Genomic DNA, 20,141 nt, shown 5'->3' with positions numbered 1-20,141 from the left:
AATGACTTTAATTCCGAAGCATCAGAACTGAAATTGTGAAGGCTCGAAGATTGCGAATCAATGAGCCTTTGCTCAAAGCAGCCCTTTTTTTTCTAATCTCTTGTCACCATAGAGACTAGTAGAAGATGTAGTTTTCATTATTTATACTTTTTAGTCCTCACTAAATATATAAAAAATTTATAATATATAAAAAGATGTGTCCTAATGACAGAGCAAAACTGACGGTTGCGGGTGCCTTTCGAATCCGCTCGCCATAAAAGTAAATTGTATTGAAATAAAAAAAAGCTCCAATCATCTAAGATTGAAGCTTTTATCTTGAGGTCGCGAGCACGAACAGCGTAAAAAAAAGGTTTGGGAAACCTTTTTAGCTGAGACCCGAAACTAACACGATCTGACGTTGCGCAGCAATAATGCCAGGGGCATTATAGTCAGTGACCCGTCAGCAAAACTGACGGTTGCGGGTGCCTTTCGAATCCGCGGCTACCATGTTGAAAATAAATGAAATAATAAAAGCTCCAGTAAATTAATACTGAAGCTTAATAGTTGAGGTCGCGAGCACGAGCTGACGATGCGTAGCAATAATGCCAGAGGCATTATAGTCAGTGACCTGCCAGCAAACCTGGCGGATGGGCAGCTTCGAATCCGCGAATAATACCTAGGAAATAAATGGAATAAAAAAAGCTCCAATCATCTAAGATTGAAGCTTTTAACTTGAGGTCGCGAGCGGATTCGAACCGCTGTAACTGGTTTTGCAGACCAGTGCCTAAGCCACTCGGCCACGCGACCCTTTTTGTAAAGGAATGCAAATATAAACGAATTTTTATAAATTATGTTTTCATTCCACAGAATAAGTTTCAAAAATCACGCCAGTAACTTAATTTTTGAAGATATTTGCGGATTCCAATATATATAGTATTTTAACATTTTGTAATTGCTGATAAGGATGAATTTAGAGGAATTAGAGTCAAAGTTTATTGCTGTTTTCAATCAAGAACCTAGTATTTTCAGGGCGCCTGGTCGTGTTAACATTATTGGAGAACATACAGACTACAATCAAGGTCTCGTCCTTCCTTTTCCTATAAAACAAGCCATCTATTTCGCAGCAACAAAGCGTTCCGATCGCGAAATTCACATCCATGCGCTTGATATTCAGAAAGATACCATCATAAATTTGGATGATGTCAAACTTTTAGAGCCTTGGACAAGATTTTTTGTTGGTGTTTTAAATGTTTTAGCTGAAGATAAATTCTCTTTTGGTGGATTTAACATCATGATTAATGGCGATATTCCATTCGGCGCAGGAATTTCTTCCTCTTCTGCATTAACTTGCGGATTCCTTTATACCATTAAATCTCTGTATAACTTAAATTATACTAAGCGTGATATCGTTTTCTTAGCCAGTAGAGCTGAAAATGGAACCGGTGTAAATGGTGGAAAAATGGATCAATTCTCTATTTGTATGGGTGAAGAAAACAAAGCCATACTGCTAGATTGCAAAGATTACTCGTACACACTCATTGAAAATAATACCCAGAACGCTTCTTGGTTTTTATTTAATTCCAATGTTGAACATAACTTAGCAGAAACAGAATACAACGACAGAAGGGCAGATTGCGATGAAGCTCTTCAGATTATCAACCAGAAAAATCCAGAAATTACGTCGCTTAGAGACTTAGATACAGAAAGTGTAAACCTTTACATTGACCTAATCAGTAAAAAGCAATTCGATAGAATTACGCACTATGTAGATGAAAACAAACGCGTCTTGCAAATGGTCAAAGACCTTGAAAGCAATAATCTGGAAAATGCAGGAATCCTTCTTTATGAATCACATCAGAGCTTGGCAGAACTTTACGAAGTGAGCTGCGAAGAGCTTGATTTTATAGTGGCTAAGTTGAAAGAAGAAGATTACTGTTATGGTGCAAGAATGATGGGTGGTGGATTCGGAGGTAGCGTCATTGCACTCTTAAAGGATACAGAAAATGATTTTAAAGACTTGAAGAAAAGCTACTTTGATAGCTTTGGATTAGAAATGGATATCATACCTGTCGTTAGTAAAAATGGTATAGAAAAAATAAAATAACATGTTTAAATTGACTCTTAGCACAACCATGATGCTTTTCCTAATGGTCAATTTTTTAAAAGGACAGCCCATATCTTTAAAGGCTCAAATAGATAAAATACTACCAGGAGTAGAAATTAATAAATTAAATGCTTCGGATCATTTTCTCGAAGAATATGAGATCTTGATTCCTCAGATGGTGGATCATAAAGATCCTAAGGCAGGAACATTCATGCAGCGAGTTTTTCTGGGACACTTTGACTATGAAAGTCCGATAGTAATGGTCACAGAAGGGTATTCTGCCAATGATGTTACCTATGAAATTGCTAAAAAATTAAGATCGAATCAACTCATTGTTGAATACAGATATTTTGGGAAGTCGGTTCCAGAAGATGCAGAATGGAAGTATCTAACCAATGAAAATGCAATGAAAGACTTGCACAGAATTCATGTGCTTTTCTCTAAAATTTACAAATCTAAAAACTGGATTACCACTGGAATTAGCAAAGGAGGAACAACTTGCCTTTTTTATGAAGCTGCATATCCGAAAGACTCTAGAATTGCAATTCCTTATGTAGGCCCGATGGCAGATAGTCCCACAGATGTTCGATGTGATGAACACCTGAAATCAATAGGAGATTCTGGATGTCGACAAGCATTAATGGATTTCCAAGAACGAGTTCTAGATCAAAAAGAAGAGATTCTTCCTAAGCTGGATTCGATGTCTAAACAACGAGATATGGTCTTTTCCATGGGAATCGAGAAGGCACTCGAATATAGCGTCTTAGAATTAAGTTTTTCCTTTTGGCAATATGCACATCAGTGTGATAAAATTCCAACAAACTCTACACCAAACCAAAGTTTTCAATACCTGGAAAGCATCTCTGGCTTCGCTTTTTATGCGGATGCAACCATTGATTATTTCAGACCCTCCTTTTATCAATTCATGACAGAGAATGGTTACTACGGCTTTGTTCATGAGCACCTTGATGATAAATTGACCGAAATAAAACAATTCAATAATCAATATTTCGCTCCGAGAAATACCGACCTAACCTATAGACCAGAGTTTATGATAAAGGCCAAAAAGAAATTGACAAAGAGAAAAAGAGTCCTTCAGATTCAAGGAGAATTGGATCCTTGGTCTGCATGTGGATTAAAACTGGAAGGGAAAGATCAATTTTATTTCGTGAAACAAGGCGGAGGCCACTCGGTTAGGATTGCTAGTTTTGAAAAAGAGAAGCAAGATGAAATTTGGAATATAATTTATTCATGGATGAAGTAATCAATTCTATTCAGACTAGGATGTCTTTAGTTTTTTCTTGCCAATGAAGTAGCCAATCAGAAAAATGAGAACGGCAATAAATGCTGTAATTCTAAAATTTAGATTGTTACCCTTGAAAACGAGAGGTTCTGTGTTACCGTGTAAGATAAAGCTTCCCCAGAAAAAAGGATGCTTCAGTCCATCTACTGTTTGATTTTGGATATAGTTTAGTTTCGCATTACGCAATGCCGAAGCCTTGGATTCTCCTTGTTTTAGTTCACCATAAAAAGCGGTCATTAGTTCTTTAGTCGCTTTGTCCGGTGCACTCCACAGACTAGAAACGATAGATGGAACGCCAGCATAGGTGAATGCTCGATTCACAGAAACCATTCCTTCACCTGTTTTTTCCTTTCCGACACCAGTATTGCAGGCACTAAGAACAGCAAGTTTCGCTTTCAGATTCATACCATAAAGCTCACTAATAAAGAGTTCGTTATCATCATCACCATCATAGAAAACCAAACTACTCAATTCAGGATCTTCATCATTCATAAAGGAGTGCATGGATAAATGTAAAAGGTCGAAACTCCCCGCCTCTTTGACAAAGAGCGCTTTATTCGCCGATTCTCTAATATATTTTTTGCTATTTATGATGTCAGAAATGGCCTCAGCTTCCGCAAGAGCACCCTCTAGATCATATGCTGCACCTCTTACTGCTAATTGCTGATCATTGAGAATATACTGATCATATGATGGGGCAATGATCATTGCGTTATTAATCTTGTTGTCATTCTCGGCCAACTCTAATAAAGACAATGAACTAGCATTACTCACGATATTGTTTTCCAATAAATACATCCCATTCTTTCTCAGCAGATCGAATGGTAAGTAATTAAGCAATCCGTCCGCAACAATTAGAATTTCCGGCTTTAGCGATTCTGGTAATAATATATTATACAACACTCCTCCTAGAGCATTTAATTCCTGGACATCCGAATTCGGAGTTCTTAACAGATTAACAAATTGCTGTACTTTTTCATTAATGATCTGAAGACTGTCCAGAGGCTGAATAGAAATAGTATCCTTCGTTATTTCATAAACATAGAGCATACTATCTAGAAATTCATACTTGAGAACTAACTGGTCGTCTGATAACTTAGACTTAAATGCTGCAAAATTAAAGTCAAAATCTTCGTATTGATAGAAGGAATTAAATTTATTCCTGTTTTCTAACTCTATTCGTTCTAAGTCCAGCTCTCTTTCAAAAATTTCAGCGGAAATTTCAATACTATCCATTCCAGTATTTCCAAGTTTCAAGTCGGTAATCTGAGATCGGAGTTCCTGGATTTTTGCCAGAGTTTCTTTGTCTAACAAGTCCAGCCTTTTATTCTTAAACTTGAATTTTTCCCAAAGATATCTGGAGGTAGCATTTTCGGAGAAACGAATAATTTCATCGTAAGAAAGACCGGACTGCCCTAAATACGCATCGGTTTTAAGTAGACCTTCTAACATCATTTCATATTCTTTCTGGGATTTCTCATTGAACAATGCCTGCTTAAAATTGGACTGGAAAAGTTTAATTGCCAGCTGGTAAAGGCTATTCATTGCCATGTTAGATTCCCTAGAATCAGGAATGTGAGTTTCTATTGTTTGTGCAGCAGAGGATAGCAAGTACGCAGCATCTAAGTTAGATTTTGGAATAAATTCAGGTATGCCTTTTTGGGTAACGAGGTCAATTTCAACGTCAGAATCGTTTTGGAATGCAACTAATTGATTGAAACGGGGTAAGCTTTCTTCGAAATAACCTTGTTCTAGAAGTGCTTTTACGTCATAAAAATAGAAAAAGGAAAGTCGATAATCGTTGATAGATTCCCCCTTTCGAATAATAGAAGCGGAGGTCTCTCTAGCCTTTTTATAGTTTTTAGAGTTCAAGTAAGCCTTCCCTAGATTGAATTCGAACATTAATCCGTATCTAAGATCATCTTTGTTGTCATATATTTCTATAGCTTTCTGGTAATATTTAAAACTTTTCTCTGGTTGATCTTTGACGTACAATTCTCCCATATAATTATAGATTGCCGCAAGTCTTAATTTAAAAAAAGGATCTTTATTATCACCGAATTTTTCAGTAGCTTCTTCCAAGGTTTTTTTGCCATTTTCTAGATCCTTCGTTTCGGAGTAGAGCCTCATATAATTATAGAGTAGCGAAATTTCTTTCCTTGCTATAGCCTCCGGATTGCCACGTGTAATTTCCTTTTTTTTGTTCTCATAAAGCTTCGCCGACTTATTAAGGTAGTTTCTTGCTTTTTCTATATAACTAAAGTCTAGTGACGTTGAGAATAGATCAAGGTAGACCGTTTGCAAATAATCTAAATTTGGGTTTTCTAACTTGGATAGTTCTGCTTCACTTTTTTCAACAAGCTCATAACTCTTTTGAAAATCGAAAAGTCCCGAATAAGCATTCGCAAGGTTAAAGTAAATAACTCCGATCATGCTTTCATTTCTCGTATCGATCTGCTGTGCGATTGCAAGCGCTTTTTCCAAAACTCCAGTAGCTTCTATATTTCGATCGAGTTCATAGAGTAAGTTCCCTTTATTATGCAGTAAGTGCATAAGGAGAAAACTATCTTTTTTTTCGCTTTTTTCATGTAGAGCTACAGCTTGATTTATGACAGAGAGATTATAGCTATTCTTAGAGTCATCAGCAATCATTAATTCAGTGTAGTAGCCGATATAGTTAATCTTTGCTAGATTAGAAAAAGGAGCTTCGACGTTTGCTGCGATAATAGAATCCATCGTAGTAATAACCTCTTCTTCGCTCTTATCACTCCGAAGAATAGACATTACGTTTTTACGAAAAGAGACCGCTGGATCATCATCATTAATGAGTGAGAGGTAATATAGGCAAGAATCTACGTGTTGTTCTTGAATAAAATAGTCAGCTTTCTTGAGGTATGCTTCCTTAGTAGCGTTTTTTCCAAAAACACAGGATAAAAAGAAAATAAATAAAATCGTAAGCCTTATGTTCATCATAACTAGATTACCTACAAATAGGAAGTCAGCTCAACGCCGACTTCCTATTAACCCCCAAATGGTTGTTTAGAAATAGTTATATAAAAGTACAAATTTTATTCTTCACATACTTTTGTTATTGCTGGACTATTGTTGATGAATTCATATTTACTTCCTCCGAAATTGCTAAGAAGTACCTCACAACTTCCACTTCTTGCTGAGGTAGAATTATTAAGCTCTAGTTTCCCTTCTTGTTCTATAGAAATGTTTGCTTTAGCATTTGCATAGGTCAATGCTTTTCCTCCACCGTCTGATATATCTAGGTATTCGAATACATTTCCACTATTTTCAGAAGTGATAAATATTCCCTGCCAATAGCCGTTTTCAGATTCTAAGCCTCTGATTACGACGTGTTCATTTTCAGTGCCTTTTATTTCAAATCGGTAGTCATCACCTGCGACATGTAATAAAACACTATTTTCATCCATGACGAATTCTACACCCCGACCTAGCGTAAGGTTAGCATACAATTCGAATTGCCCTTGTATAAAATAAGGAATTTCTAGCCCTTCTAAGTCCGTATTTACATTCAGACGATCAGAATAGGTATCTTCGATACCTATCATATTAATACCATTATCATTGAATACATTATTTGAAAGTTCTAATGCGCCTACGTAATTTATGTTAGTTAGAATTGGAAAATTTTTGCATGACTTGATGGTATTTCCACTGAATGAGGTGATATCAGAAGCATTTCCGTCATTGATCTTTACACCTACATCGCCACTTTTAGAAATGGTCGTGTTTTCTATGCTTACTTTTCCATCGATGGTAATGGCAGCGGCATTTTCATTATAGACACCATATTCTTCTCCTGCACCAGCATTTTCTATTTGTACATAGTGAAGTTTGTTAGATTTGTTGGTATTAATGTATATACCAGCCCATGATGGTTCGTTGGTTTTAGCAATCATGCGGATAGGTTCACCAGAAGTTCCTACTGCATCTATTTTGCCTTCGATACCGACGATGATAGAAGCTCCATCTGCAAACTCTATAGTTACCCCTGGTTCTATCTTCATGGTCCCATTATATAATTCTATTTCATCAGAAGCGATGTAATCAACTCCGTCTTCATTATGGTCTGTTAGGGTAATGTTTTCATCGTATCTGTCCTTAAGAAGAATAGGTTCTATCTTTTTAGGATTGTCGATAATTCCTCCACCTATATCCAATTTGCATGAAGACATAGTGATAATTACTGCTGTTAAAATCAATAAGTTTGATGTACTTTTCATGTTTAATTTATTTTTTTAGAATTGTAATTTTCTTTTGGTCGCATGAAAAAAGGAGAGGTTAACTTAGCTGGTGGAAAAAGAAAAATTATTTTTGATGTTAACTTAATATAAAGTAGTTCGATTAAATGGTAAATGCTGAAAAGGAGGTATTAATTAGAATAGCGAAAGATGATAAAAGCGTACTCGATGCCCTGTATAAGGAATATAGAGATCCATTTTTGAATTATTTCAAAAGGTATGCGTTATCAGAAGATGCAATCAAGGATCTGTATCAAGAAACGATGATTGCATTTTATCAGAACGGAGTTCGTGGTAAGTTAAAGGATTTAAGCAGCTCTATTAAGACCTATATTTTTGGAATAGGTAAATATAAAGCGATAGATATGATTCGAAAGCAAAAGAAGAATGCTGAACTTCTGAATGTTTCTGATGAGTTTGAAACCATTGAACTAGATGAAAAAGAGTTAACTACTGAGCAGCAAAAATTAAAAAGACATTTTACTCAGTTAGGAGAAAGTTGTCAGAAAATGCTAACCATGTTTTATTACAGAGGACTTGATATTAGTGACATTGTGGAAATCGGAGGTTATAAGGATGCGAACTCTGTGAAAAGTCATAAATCAAGATGTGTGAAACAATTGCGAAGCTTAGTAAATAAGAAATAATGGATAAGAAAACATTAATTGATAAGTACATTATCAGTGAGCTGAATAAGGAAGAGCAAGTTCAGTTTGATCAGTGGATGAAGGAAGATGAGAAATTTAGGAATGATGTTCAATTTTATAGCAATCTAAGTGTGGTTGCGGAATCACACGAGAAAGATGTGTTAAGTGCTAGATTAACTAAAGTAGAAGATAAGATGGGTAACAAAAAGAAAAGTTTAATCAGAAGAGTATTATTAATTGTCCTAGGTGTTTTATTGCTAGTTGCTGCCTTCGTGGGATATCGATTAGATAAGATGAAGAACACACCATCTGGAATCTATGCCACTCATTTTGAGGTTTATCCGAATGTGTATTATCCGACCACCCGTGGCAATGGAGATCTGATGACTAAGGCATTTATGGCTTACGAAAATGGAGATTATGTTGCTGCAGCAGATCTCTTAGAAGAAAGAATCAAAACGAGTGAGGCCATAGAGTTAAAGTTTTATCAAGCGATGGCTTATGCAGGAATGGGCAATCTTCCACTAGCCATTAAGAATCTAGAAAATATTAGACGTTTTCAGTCAGCATATTATGATGAATGCCTCTGGTATCTAGGTTTGTTTTATCTCAAGCTTGGGAATGCACCTGCAGCCATAGACCGGTTTCAGACTTTTTATGAAGTCAGTGATGATGCTGCTAAGAAAAAAGTAGCGGCAGATGCTATTCGAATGCTTAATGCGAATTAATTAGAATCTAAGACAATTCTTCGGACTTCCTGTCGGATTAGATTCGCTCCTTCTTCAGTTTTCTTGAAGGCTTCTTCTGCATCGCCTAACATGTCGAAATAACGACTAGGGTCATCGGTTAATAAATCACCCATATTCTTGTAATGGTCTACGGTAGCATACTTTTCCTTATAGAGTGTTCCTTCAGGTAGGAGCTTTCTCAAGACAACCCATCCTTCTAGCTTGTCATCTTTGATCCTAGCTTCATGTATAGGACTCCAGATGGACTGTACTGCTACAAAGTCATCCGGTGTGTAACCATCATTTATGGAAAAGTAGTTGAATTTCGAATATCGCCAATCTTCATCGTTTTGATCTGCATCATCCATTTCACTCATTAATTGCCAGACCTCTGTTTTTACTAAGGATCTTGATTTTTCAGTGTTATTGTAAATGATCATTTCTTCCTTTGTCAATATTTCAGAGAGATTGCTAGGAACGAAGTCTCCTTCGATAAAGTTCGAGTATTGCTTAGCATTTTCAAATGAAATTCTAGCGATATAATTATAATCATATAATGTACCCACTGGCGAAAGAACTTCTTGTATGGTCCAGAACTGATATTTCCCTTCCTTAATGTTGTATTGATGTATTTTTTTCCAAATCTTTTCGACGCTAATATATAGGTCAATGTTTTCTGGAAACACCTTCATGTATGCGACTTGGCTGATGCTCCGAGGTAGTTCATTTTGTCCTTGACTTGGTCTTGCCATGATAAGAAGGGTGGCGATTACGATACTGATGCATATTGCTTTTTTCATTGTCTTAAATTTTTGATTAAGTAATCTATTCTGAAAAGCTGCGATAGGAATTTCTCTAATGCTAAGACTAGATGACGGAATACAGCGCGTACCCTATTTGTCTTAAGAATTAAAGATTGAGTATTGTCGCATATACGTTTATATGTTTTGATAAATACGTTATATGTAAAATAATAAATATTAAATAATTATTATAATAAAATAATATATTGATTTATTTATCTCCTTTATTGTATTTAGCTGCGAGTAGCGAACCAGAGTGTTCTAGTCTATGATTACGACCGATACTATGTGCTAGTTTCACAGCATCTTTTCCAAAGCGCTTTCTCAATTGATCCATTTCTTGTAATAGACGGATGTGCTTTTCGCTATCTTCGAATAGACTGATCTGATATTTTCCGTGAACGAGTCCAGAAAACCGCACCCCGACCAGCCTTATTAGTTGGCGTCGTTCATATAAACTATTAAAAAGCTCTTTCGTCGTATCAATGAGGAAGTGATCATTCGCCGTATAGGTAATTCTTTTCTGCTTTGTGTACGTGTTGAAATCTGCGTATCGGATTTTGACAGTAATGCATGAGCATAGTTTTTCTGAATCTCGAAGTTCGAAAGCAAGCTCTTCTACCATACGCATTAGAAGACTTTTGATCATCTGGAGATCTAGCGTGTCTTCGGTGAAGGTTCGTTCCTTAGAAATAGATTTTTTCTCTGAATAAGGAACAACAGGAGAATTGTCTATGGCATTCGCCTTGTTCCAGAGCGAGCGTCCTGATTTACCAAACTCTCTCTCGAGCAATCGCTGAGGGATTTCGCTCAATGTTTTTATACTTCTAACGCCCATAAAACTGAGCTTTTTATACATTTCTTTTCCTACACCAGGAATCTTTTTTGTAGAAAGTGGAGCAAGAAAATTCTTTTCTTCGCCGACAGGAACAGCCTTTTCTCCGTTAGGTTTCCCTTCTCCTGTTCCCACTTTAGAAACCAACTTGTTCACAGATAATCCAAATGAAATAGGTAATCCGCTATTGTCTATGATCCGTTTGCGCATTTCTACTGACCATTTCAGACAGCCGAAATATTTATCCATTCCACTGAGGTCTAAGTAGAATTCATCGATGGACGCCTTTTCAAATATCGGCGCATCTTCAGCGATGATGTCGGTCACCACTTTAGAATGATAAGAATAACTGTCCATATCTCCTTTCAGGATGATTGCATGTGGACAAAGTCGTCTTGCCATTTTCATCGGCATAGCAGAATGTATACCGAATCGCCGAGCTTCATAACTACACGAGGCAACAACACCTCGGTTGCTGCTCCCTCCGATTAAGAGAGGCTTGCCTATAAAATCTGAATTTTTTAAACACTCTACGGACACAAAGAAAGAGTCCAGGTCTAAGTGGAGTACAGCTCTATTATACATTATTTAGTCGATTAAAACGCCCAACAAAGACGAATTATTCGCCAATATCTAAATTATATTCAATATTTACAGCGAAGTTTCTGATTTATTTATTGGAAGAGATGTTAATTTTTAAACACAAAAAGATGGAAAAATCGTCAGAAACCCACGAATATTCCGCTTTTAGGCTAATATTTATTATGAATACCGAAAAAACCGACGTATTTTTGATGTGCTTCACAGAAATATTATGCTCGCAGAAAATTTAAAATACCTTCGAAAGAAGAAAAAGCTATCTCAACAAGAACTTGCAGATACACTAGAGATTCCTAGAACAACATTGGGAGATTATGAACGAGGGAAAACAGAACCGAATATCGATACCCTCATTAGATTTTCCTCGTTTTATGAAACCAATCTAGATCGATTGCTGACCTCTAACCTTGGACTGCAAGACTATGAAATCATAAAAAATCAAAACTTTAGAGTGCTTGCCATTTCTGTAGACCAAAATAACAATGGAAATATAGAACTAGTAGACACGAAAGCAGAAGCCGGATACTTAGAAAGTTTTAGTGATCCCGAATACATCAAAGACCTTCCTAAAATCCAGTTTCCGAATATTCCTGATGGAACCTTTAGAGGCTTCGAAATAGAAGGAGAATCCATGTTGCCGATGGAGCCTGGGAGTATTGTGGTCTGCTCATATGTAGAAAATCTAAGTCAGATAAAAGACGACCGAACGTATATTATTGTTGGCAAAAACGAAGGCCTCGTTTATAAGCGCGTTATCAGAAATGAAGGAAGACGGTCTCTCATCCTGATGTCAGATAATCCATTATATGCACCATATGAGATAAATTACGAAGATGTAGCAGAAATTTGGCAGTACTATGCACATCTAAGTTTTTCGGATGAGAAGAAAATATTTGACAATAGAGTAGAAGACAGAATCATCGATATTCAAAAAAACATTGAAGAAATAAAAGGATTTATAAAGAAGTAAAGCACTTTTCTGCACAGCGGTGTTTTTTTTAATAAATTGCTTCTTATGAAAAAAACAATACTTTTCATACTTGCTGCTCTACTTTTATTATTGCTAGTAATGGTTGTTAAAACCCTTGTGTATCATGCTCCAGAAACGATTCAAGTGGAAAAGCTGGAGATGGAAGTGGACGCAGGAGCAATAAGTAGATTCCAAGGAGCCATACGAATTCCTACAATATCATATCCTGATAGAGCAGATACTGCGACCATGCTTACCTTTCACGAATACCTTGAAACGGAATTTCCCATGATTCACGGATCATTAGAAAAACAAGTTGTGGGTGACTTAAGTCTCGTTTATCATTGGAAAGGAAAAGATAGTAGTGTGGATCCAGCATTGTTTCTAGCACACATGGATGTTGTCCCTGTAGATGAATCCTCAGAATCGAATTGGGACTTTGATGCTTTTTCAGGAGAAGAAGTGGATGGGTATATTTTGGGACGAGGGACGATGGATGATAAAGGATCTGTCCTCAGTATCTTAGAAGCTACGGAAGGATTGTTGAAAAAAGGATTTGTGCCAGAACATGACATTTATTTTGCGTTCGGACACGATGAAGAGATAGGAGGTGAAATGGGTGCGGTTAAGATTGTTGAGAAATTTGCAAAGGAAAAACTAAAATTCAGTTTTATTATAGATGAAGGATTAGTCGTAATTACCGATGGGCTTTCAGGGATATCTAAGCCGATAGGATTGATAGGCTTAGCTGAAAAAGGAGCAATGAGTATGACGCTAACTGTCAATTTAGAAAATGGTGGTCACGCGATGATGCCACCTAAAGAAACAGCCATTACGATTCTTAGTGAAGCCTTGGTCAAGCTGAAAAACAGTCCGCCGAAAGTTCAGTTTAATGAATCTGTGGATAAGATGTTTGCTAACATTGGCCCACAAATGAAATGGCCAGAAAAATTATTCTTCGCGAACCAATGGTTGTTTAAGCCACTGATTGCTAGCAGTCTAAGTAAAAGCAATGCCGCGAATGCCTTGATTAAGACAACCTTAGCACCGACGATTATAGAAGGAGGAATCATGGATAATGTGCTACCTAGCCAAGCAAAAGCAACAATCAATGTTCGGATTGTACCCGGAGAAACAGTGGAATCGGTATTGGAATATGTGAACGCAACAATAGATGATGACCGAATCAGTGTCAGCTCAGAAGCGGTAAATAAACCACGAAATCCTACGGCCATTTCGCCTACAGACCACATCGGATTCGAGAGTATTCGGAAGAGCATATACGAAGTATTCGGCGATGTGATTGTCGCTCCAGGATTAGTTATTGCAGGAACAGATGCGCGTCATTATTCAGAAGTTGTGGAAGCAACCTACAGATTCATGCCGGTAATGGTTTCGAATAAAGACTTAGAAGGTATTCATGGCGTGAATGAAAAACTCAGCATTGAAAACTATAAGAACATGGTTAGGTTCTATAATAGATTAATTACCAATTTTAAATAACTCCTAAGAATAACTCCTATTCAGTATGGAAACTAGGCACTAGCTAGCATTTTTTCGATTACCTTTTCATAGTAAGCTTCATATTTAGGAAGTATATTTTTTATGTCGAATGTTTTAGCATGAGCATATGCAGCTTCACTAAATTGTGTATGAGTAGCTTCATCTTTTAGGATGTAAATTCCCTTTTCTGCCATTCCATCTACATCGCCTACATCTAAAGTGTAACCTGTTTTTCCATCCAGGTTTAATTCAGGAAGACCTCCAGCGTTCGAAGAAATTACGGGAACACCGCAAGCCATTGCCTCTAATGCCGCAAGTCCGAAACTCTCATTTTCTGAAGGAATGATGAAAAGATCTGCAACAGCAAGTAATTCCTCTACTGCATTTTGCTTTCCTAAAAATCGAATATGATCACATAGTCCAATTGTTCTGCACAACTGCTCTAGATTATTTCTTTCTGGACCGTCACCGATTAATAACAACTTCGATGGAATTTCTTTATGAATTTTTGCAAAGGCCATAATGACATCTTGAACGCGCTTCACTTTTCGGAAATTCGAAGTGTGTGCTATGATTTTTTCACCATTAGGTGAAATGGCCATTTTGAAATGGTTCTTGTCAATTTTATTAAAACGCTCGAAATCGATGAAGTTATAGATCACTTCTATTTCATTCGTAATGTTGAAACTATCGAAAGTTGCCTCCCGAAGATGGTTCGATACAGCTGTTACACCATTAGAAAAATTAATACTGAATTCTACTACGGGAGAAAAAGCAGGATCATTTCCTACAAGGGTAATGTCTGTCCCGTGCAAAGTCGTAACAATAGGAATAAACTTACCTCTGCTTTTAAGAATTTGCTGAGCCATATAAGCAACAGCTGCATGTGGTATGGCATAGTGAACATGAAGAATATCTAAGTTTTCATGAAGTACTACGTCTACCATTTTCGAAGCTAATGCCGTTTCGTATGGCTTATATTCAAAGAGCGGGTACTCATAAGTACTTACCTCATGGTAGAAAACATTCTCCATAAACGGAGTTAGTCTTGCAGGACGCTTATAAGTCATAAAGTGAACTTGGTGTCCTTTTTTAGATAGTGCAATCCCTAATTCTGTAGCAACAACGCCACTTCCTCCGAAAGTGGGATAACAAACTATTCCTATATTCATTCTTTAAAATTTATCTTAAAAATAATTATAAAACGATAACAAATAATATTTTAGCCGATTCATATGGCTTATATGAACATTTATTCATCCAATATGTTTGCATTACAACAAATTATAACGAAGCTTTGGTAATCTATTCGATAAAAGACCTTGAACATCTTGCAGGTGTGAAAGCCCATACCATCAGGATATGGGAGAAGAGGTATAGTATCGTTACGCCTAAGAGAACAGAAACCAATATTCGATATTATCTTGAAACGGATTTACAGCACATTCTTAATGTGGCCTTGCTTAACAATCATGGGCATAAAATTTCCCACATTGCGAAAATGCCGAAAGAGGAAATTGCTAAAAGAGTTGCAGAGATTTCAGATTTTGATGATGGACTAGAGGATCGGGTAGATTGTTTGACGATGTCACTAATGGAGCTTAATGAATTCAAGTTTAATAGGATCATAGAAGCGAATATTAACCAATTGGGTTTTGAGCGATCTATGGAGGAGGTGATTTTCCCGCTTCTAGACAAGGTAGGACAGTTATGGATGAGTGGTTGCATAAAGCCAGTGCATGAATTATTTGTCTCAGAAATCATCAAACGGAAGATAATTAAGGCAATTGACGAAATACCGATTAATACAGACATAACAGTCCCTAGTTTCTTAATATTTTTGCCTAAAAATGAAAACTCAGATCTAAGTTTGCTTTATTTGCATTTTATGTTGAAAAAGGATGGATTAAGAGTGACGAATATAGGGAAGGGAATCACTAAAGAGATGATTATTGAAACATGTGATATAATCGATCCTGATTATTTAGTATTATTTGCAAATGAGTCTTTCGAGGGCAACAAGTTAGAGTTGTACTTAAATGATCTATGCAAAAACATTAACAACACGAGTGTTCTACTGACAGGATATCAGACAATAGAGCAAAAGATTAAATCATCTCGTAAGGTTAAGGTATTATCAAGTCTTGAACAAATATTGACTTACTGTAGTAAGCAATTAGTAAAATAAATATTACGTAAAACAATTAATCAACTAATTATGAAGATTCTATTTAAATTATCTTTTATGATCATGTTAGTGAGCTTTTTAGCTTCTTGTGGTCCTAAAGGGGAGAAAGCTGCAACTGGAGATGCTAAAGAAGTAGCAGAAGCAACAGGCAAAGCATATGCTGTTAATACAGCTAACAGTTCTATTATGTGGGAAGGAAGTAAAGTAACTGGAAGCCACAATGGAACAATTGACATTTCTGAAGGTACAATTAATTTTGAATCAGGAACTTTGACAGGTGGTAGTTTCACAATCGATATGAATTCAATAAAAGATTTAGACTTACCAGAAGATAAGCAAGCTAATCTAGTGAATCACTTGAAAGGAACAGTCGAAGGAAAAGAAACTGATTTCTTTAATACTCCGAAATTTCCAACTGCTAAATTTGAAATTACTAAGGCAACTAAGTTGATGAATAATGAAGAAGGAAATTATGTGGTGACAGGGAATCTAACATTGAAAGATATTACTAAGAGTGTAAGCTTTAAAGCAATGGTTTCTGAAGCAAATGGTAAAGTAAACGTAACTACGCCGCAATTTACAATTGATAGAACAGAATGGGATATCAAATACGGATCTGCAAAATTTGTGGATGGTCTTAAGGACAAAGCGATCAATGATGAAATCGCACTTAAGATAAATGTTACAGCAGGATAAAATCAATTCTATAGCAAGAATACATTTAGCCGCAGCGACTTGTTCGTTGTGGCTTTTTTTATGGATCATTCGGAACACTCCCAGCAGTTTTCGGAGTCGTATTCTAATCAGACTAAACACTTGCTTTTTTATTATACTTTTAATCCATATTTTGAGACATGAAATTCATTCTGAGAGTCTTATTGACTGGTTTAGTGTATACCTTATTAAGCTATTTCATCAGAGGTAGTGAATTCGATATCAAATCAACCCTTATTATCGGGTTAATATTTGGATTAATAATGTCTATCCTTTTCGATTCTGTTTACAAGCGGCTAAAAAAGAAATAAAGAAACATATTGTATCAATATTACGCAAAGGAGCTCGGGTTTTAACCCGAGAAAGGTTAAGGAAAATCTCGCACTGAAGTAGGAGGTCCTATACTACTTAAAGGTAGTAAACAATAAGTTCAGAGTATCCAAAGGAGCTCGGGTTTTAACCCGAGAAAGAGAATAATCATACTAAGTTTGTTAACATTCCCTATCGTTATTTTATAAAATAAGTATGGAAAATGAAAAAATATTTTATAAAAGAAATTTACCACACATCCAAACAGTAGGCGCTATCTTCTTCATAACCTGCTCTCTTAAAGGATCTATTTCTAAAAATAAATTGGCGGAAATAAGAGAGGAGTATAATCTACGAAAAACGATAATAGACGACTCAATGTCGAAAAAGGAAATTAATTATCAGAAATACTTCGCTCGAAGGAAATATATACTGGATATAGATAATATTATTCACGAAAATAAAGGACCTAGCTATCTAGACTCTCCTGCTAATGCAAGAATATTACTAGAAAGAATCGAATCATACCATAAAAAATACTACAATTTATTGGCAGTGACAATTATGTCTAATCATTTTCATATGCTTATAGATACAAGTGTTCAGTTAAAAGGGAATTTAGTTCCTGATTTTATACCTGAAAATTATGTTCAACTTGATAAGGTTATGAAATTAATCAAAGGAGGATCTGCAAAATTTATCAATGAATATTGCAAAACTCCAGGTCGACAGGTTTGGGAGAATGAAAGTTTTGACATCTATATCAGAAATGAAAAGATGTTGAGTAAGGTTGTGGGTTATATTTTAAATAACCCTGTTAAGGCAGGAATAGTTAATACATTTGAGGAACATCCTTTTACTTTTGTTGCTGAAGAAATCTCGTACTGAAGTACGAGGTCCTATGGAAGTAGGACTAGATTGATAGTTATGAAAATGGAGTCTGCTTTATTTATCAGTTGAAAATTTTTAAAAAAAAGTAGTTAAACAATTAAATCAGAGTATCCAAAGGAGCTCGGGTTTTAACCCGAGAAAGGTTAAGGAAAATCTTTCACTAAAGTACGAGGTCCTATGAGCACTACAACTAGTTTGTTAAATTGATATTAGAACTTTGAGTATTAACCCTAAGAAATATCTATCACTTCCCTTACTTTTCAAGCATTTCTAAGATTAGGTCATACAAGGTTTCGAATGGAATTACTTCTAGGTCAATGTTGGGGTAAGAAAGTTCGAAAGGATACTCTTCTAGTCGTTGTCGATATTTTTTTTCATTCACATCAACCTTTATTATCAATATACTTTCATCAACCCGAAAACCACATTGATAGCCTCAGCTTGAGGTGAGACCAACAGTGGTTTCCCCTTATTTCTAAAGCATATCTAAGACTAGGTCATACAAGGTTTCGAAAGGGATTACTTCTAGGTCAATGTTGGGTAAGAAAGTTCGAAGGGGTGTTCTTCTAGTCGTTTTCTATATTTTTTCACACAACGTTCCCAGCGGACAGGGTGGTAATTAGCATCAGGAAGTTTCGCTAGCATTTTAATAAAGCAATTCGAACGGAAAGCATCGGATGGTCCTGAGTAACCTAATGATTCAGCTGCTAGGTCTTCAGTTTTACATGTGCCATTTGCTACATTTTGATAGAACTTCCCAATTTTTGTTGTTGGATCTTTACTTCATTAATTAATTTCGACTTTATACAGCTTCTGTTTTGAGATTAAATCGGATAATGAAATGATAGCGCCTAACATTTATTATGATTTTAATATTATAACTTTATGATTAATAGAAGTATACGTAATAAAAGTTATAATTTAATTCAAATAACTATGGCGGATATATTACGACTTTTGTTATATAATTTAAGAGATATGGTGCTTATATTTGATATAAATCAGATCTGATTTATAAATTTATTGGTTGAGCTTTTTTGAATGTTATTAAAGAAGTAGAATAAAAAAGAAGAACCTACAATCACCTTTTTAAAAGGTTCATGCAGGCTCCATGTGGTAATTGAGCTGCAAATATAAGGTTATTCTTATTATTCAATATTCTTTGGGAGAATATTGTTCCTCTTCCTGAATCGTATTGTAAATGGGACACATTTTAATTTGAATAATGAAGAAATTTAATTTTGTAATTGCAGTATTATTATTTGCTTTAATTTCTTGTAATAAAGATCTTTTACAAAAAGAGAAAAAAAATTTAACAGAAGTAGAATTACGCCTTTATGATTTAGATTATATATACAACTCAAATCCATATATAATTGATAAAAATTCAGTAGATAATAGAGAGAATAAAGACGAGATTATCCTAAGAATTATTGGTGAAATGATTCTGAAAGATAAGGAATTTAATTACTTAGAAATAGTTTACGACAATTGATTGAAAGTAGTCCAGAAATAAAAATTAACGAATTATTTTAATATGTTTTATATAATAAATAATAGTGCAGAAAAACATGAAGTTGGGGTGTATCCCCAAGTACAGACTTTTGAGCCACAACACAAAGATAATTTGGTAATCTACAATGATGGATGGGAAGACGATAACGAGAGTTCAATCCTGTTGTTTAAATACGAACTTGATAAACGGGCACAACTAACAGATATGTTGTCTTGTAGCTTTTTGCAATGGAAGTTTAGACTTGTGAGCGAAAGACTTAAGAAACTTCTTGAATCTAACATGAAAAGCAAAGAATTATACAAATTTTTCTCTGTCAATTTGGATTGTGGTGAATTCAAAGAAAAGTACTTTATAACGTATTTGCCAATTGTTAATAGTGAAGTAATCAATATTGAAAATTCTGAGGTTGTAGCAACTAATGCTATTGGTTTTTATGAACAAAGTCTTAACGTAAATTCGCATAGAGAATATGAAGTAGCTGTTTCTAAATATAAGAGACAGAGAATACGCTTTAGAAAATTATCGCTATTCGAAGAAAAAATTTCAGGTGATTGTTTCATTCTTGAAACTATTAGAAAAATGGTTGTTTCCGAAAAGGTTAAACAAGAATTGGAATTAATAAATATTTCAGGAATTGAATTTATTCCAATAGTAGAGTTTTGTGATGTAAGGTTGCCGTCTAAACCAAGATAGATAAAAAATATGCAATTATGTTTTCCTGCAAAGATGCTTACTTTTTTAATTAATAGAATACTCAATTATTTAATTTTAAATCTATTT

At 35.5% G+C, this 20,141-nt stretch carries 17 protein-coding genes and 1 tRNA gene; 11 read left to right on the top strand and 7 right to left on the bottom strand.

What is annotated here, in order from left to right; translation table 11 throughout:
- Positions 1 to 714: 714 nt before the first annotated feature.
- Positions 715 to 786 (bottom strand) — tRNA-Cys (locus L2586_RS23425).
- 157 nt (positions 787 to 943) lie between these two features.
- Between L2586_RS23425 and galK the strand changes: the two genes are divergently transcribed.
- Together galK and L2586_RS23415 are read left to right on the top strand one after the other, a co-directional pair.
- The gene (gene galK / locus L2586_RS23420) at positions 944 to 2,083 is read left to right on the top strand and encodes a galactokinase (RefSeq protein ID WP_235295436.1); all 1,140 of its coding nucleotides are present in this window, start codon (positions 944 to 946) and stop codon (positions 2,081 to 2,083) included.
- Position 2,084: 1 nt separating this feature from the next.
- Positions 2,085 to 3,347: a S28 family serine protease gene (locus L2586_RS23415; RefSeq protein WP_235295435.1), complete on the top strand. Its 1,263-nt coding sequence runs from the start codon at positions 2,085 to 2,087 to the stop codon at positions 3,345 to 3,347.
- A 15-nt stretch (positions 3,348 to 3,362) separates the two neighbouring features.
- Here L2586_RS23415 and L2586_RS23410 read toward each other — a convergent pair whose 3' ends face one another.
- Both L2586_RS23410 and L2586_RS23405 read right to left on the bottom strand, forming a co-directional pair.
- Entirely contained in the window at positions 3,363 to 6,356 is a 2,994-nt protein-coding gene (locus tag L2586_RS23410) for a CHAT domain-containing protein (RefSeq protein ID WP_235295434.1), read from the bottom strand.
- 98 nt (positions 6,357 to 6,454) lie between these two features.
- Positions 6,455 to 7,639 carry a hypothetical protein gene (locus L2586_RS23405; RefSeq protein ID WP_235295433.1) on the bottom strand — a complete coding sequence of 395 codons (1,185 nt, stop codon included), beginning with the start codon at positions 7,637 to 7,639 and terminating at the stop codon, positions 6,455 to 6,457.
- 125 nt (positions 7,640 to 7,764) lie between these two features.
- Here L2586_RS23405 and L2586_RS23400 point away from each other — a divergent pair, with 125 nt between their 5' ends.
- Together L2586_RS23400 and L2586_RS23395 are read left to right on the top strand one after the other, a co-directional pair.
- On the top strand, positions 7,765 to 8,304 hold the full coding sequence (locus L2586_RS23400) for an RNA polymerase sigma factor (protein ID WP_235295432.1): 540 nt from the start codon (positions 7,765 to 7,767) through the stop codon (positions 8,302 to 8,304).
- Positions 8,304 to 9,032, top strand: a complete 729-nt coding sequence (locus L2586_RS23395) for a tetratricopeptide repeat protein (protein ID WP_235295431.1) — start codon at positions 8,304 to 8,306, stop codon at positions 9,030 to 9,032. Before L2586_RS23400 ends, L2586_RS23395 begins: the two co-directional genes overlap by 1 nt.
- Here the strand turns inward: L2586_RS23395 and L2586_RS23390 are convergent.
- Together L2586_RS23390 and dinB are read right to left on the bottom strand one after the other, a co-directional pair.
- Positions 9,029 to 9,832, bottom strand: coding sequence for a hypothetical protein (locus tag L2586_RS23390; protein ID WP_235295430.1), 804 nt, complete (start codon positions 9,830 to 9,832; stop codon positions 9,029 to 9,031). The two genes, L2586_RS23395 and L2586_RS23390, sit on opposite strands and share 4 nt — an antisense overlap.
- Before the next feature lie 214 nt (positions 9,833 to 10,046).
- The gene (gene dinB, locus L2586_RS23385) at positions 10,047 to 11,255 is read right to left on the bottom strand and encodes a DNA polymerase IV (RefSeq protein WP_235295429.1); all 1,209 of its coding nucleotides are present in this window, start codon (positions 11,253 to 11,255) and stop codon (positions 10,047 to 10,049) included.
- A gap of 229 nt (positions 11,256 to 11,484) precedes the next feature.
- On the opposite strand from dinB, the gene L2586_RS23380 reads away from it, so the two are divergent.
- The gene (locus L2586_RS23380; RefSeq protein ID WP_235295428.1) at positions 11,485 to 12,240 is read left to right on the top strand and encodes an XRE family transcriptional regulator; all 756 of its coding nucleotides are present in this window, start codon (positions 11,485 to 11,487) and stop codon (positions 12,238 to 12,240) included.
- Between the two features lie 45 nt (positions 12,241 to 12,285).
- Positions 12,286 to 13,743, top strand: a complete 1,458-nt coding sequence (locus L2586_RS23375) for a M20/M25/M40 family metallo-hydrolase (protein WP_235295427.1) — start codon at positions 12,286 to 12,288, stop codon at positions 13,741 to 13,743.
- A 32-nt stretch (positions 13,744 to 13,775) separates the two neighbouring features.
- Here the strand turns inward: L2586_RS23375 and bshA are convergent, their stop codons facing one another.
- Positions 13,776 to 14,915: an N-acetyl-alpha-D-glucosaminyl L-malate synthase BshA gene (gene bshA, locus L2586_RS23370; protein WP_235295426.1), complete on the bottom strand. Its 1,140-nt coding sequence runs from the start codon at positions 14,913 to 14,915 to the stop codon at positions 13,776 to 13,778.
- Between the two features lie 125 nt (positions 14,916 to 15,040).
- Here bshA and L2586_RS23365 point away from each other — a divergent pair, with 125 nt between their 5' ends.
- The 3 genes from L2586_RS23365 to L2586_RS23355 all read left to right on the top strand — a co-directional run bounded on the left by L2586_RS23365 (position 15,041) and on the right by L2586_RS23355 (position 17,842).
- Positions 15,041 to 15,931, top strand: coding sequence for a MerR family transcriptional regulator (locus L2586_RS23365; RefSeq protein WP_235295425.1), 891 nt, complete (start codon positions 15,041 to 15,043; stop codon positions 15,929 to 15,931).
- 30 nt (positions 15,932 to 15,961) lie between these two features.
- Positions 15,962 to 16,627: a YceI family protein gene (locus tag L2586_RS23360; RefSeq protein WP_235295424.1), complete on the top strand. Its 666-nt coding sequence runs from the start codon at positions 15,962 to 15,964 to the stop codon at positions 16,625 to 16,627.
- Positions 16,628 to 17,170: 543 nt separating this feature from the next.
- On the top strand, positions 17,171 to 17,842 hold the full coding sequence (locus tag L2586_RS23355; RefSeq protein WP_235295423.1) for a transposase: 672 nt from the start codon (positions 17,171 to 17,173) through the stop codon (positions 17,840 to 17,842).
- A gap of 256 nt (positions 17,843 to 18,098) precedes the next feature.
- Here L2586_RS23355 and L2586_RS24580 read toward each other — a convergent pair whose 3' ends face one another.
- Entirely contained in the window at positions 18,099 to 18,227 is a 129-nt protein-coding gene (locus L2586_RS24580; RefSeq protein ID WP_262914216.1) for a hypothetical protein, read from the bottom strand.
- A gap of 843 nt (positions 18,228 to 19,070) precedes the next feature.
- On the opposite strand from L2586_RS24580, the gene L2586_RS23350 reads away from it, so the two are divergent.
- Positions 19,071 to 19,340 carry a hypothetical protein gene (locus L2586_RS23350; RefSeq protein ID WP_235295422.1) on the top strand — a complete coding sequence of 90 codons (270 nt, stop codon included), beginning with the start codon at positions 19,071 to 19,073 and terminating at the stop codon, positions 19,338 to 19,340.
- Positions 19,341 to 19,382: 42 nt separating this feature from the next.
- Positions 19,383 to 20,054, top strand: coding sequence for an imm11 family protein (locus L2586_RS23345; RefSeq protein ID WP_235295421.1), 672 nt, complete (start codon positions 19,383 to 19,385; stop codon positions 20,052 to 20,054).
- Positions 20,055 to 20,141 lie beyond the last annotated feature (87 nt).

This window comes from Portibacter lacus (assembly GCF_021533215.1).
Taxonomy (GTDB): Bacteria; Bacteroidota; Bacteroidia; order Chitinophagales; family Saprospiraceae; genus Portibacter; species Portibacter lacus.
The sequence above is the reverse complement of the archived record's forward strand: the minus strand, read 5'-3'. Positions and strand labels throughout refer to the sequence as shown.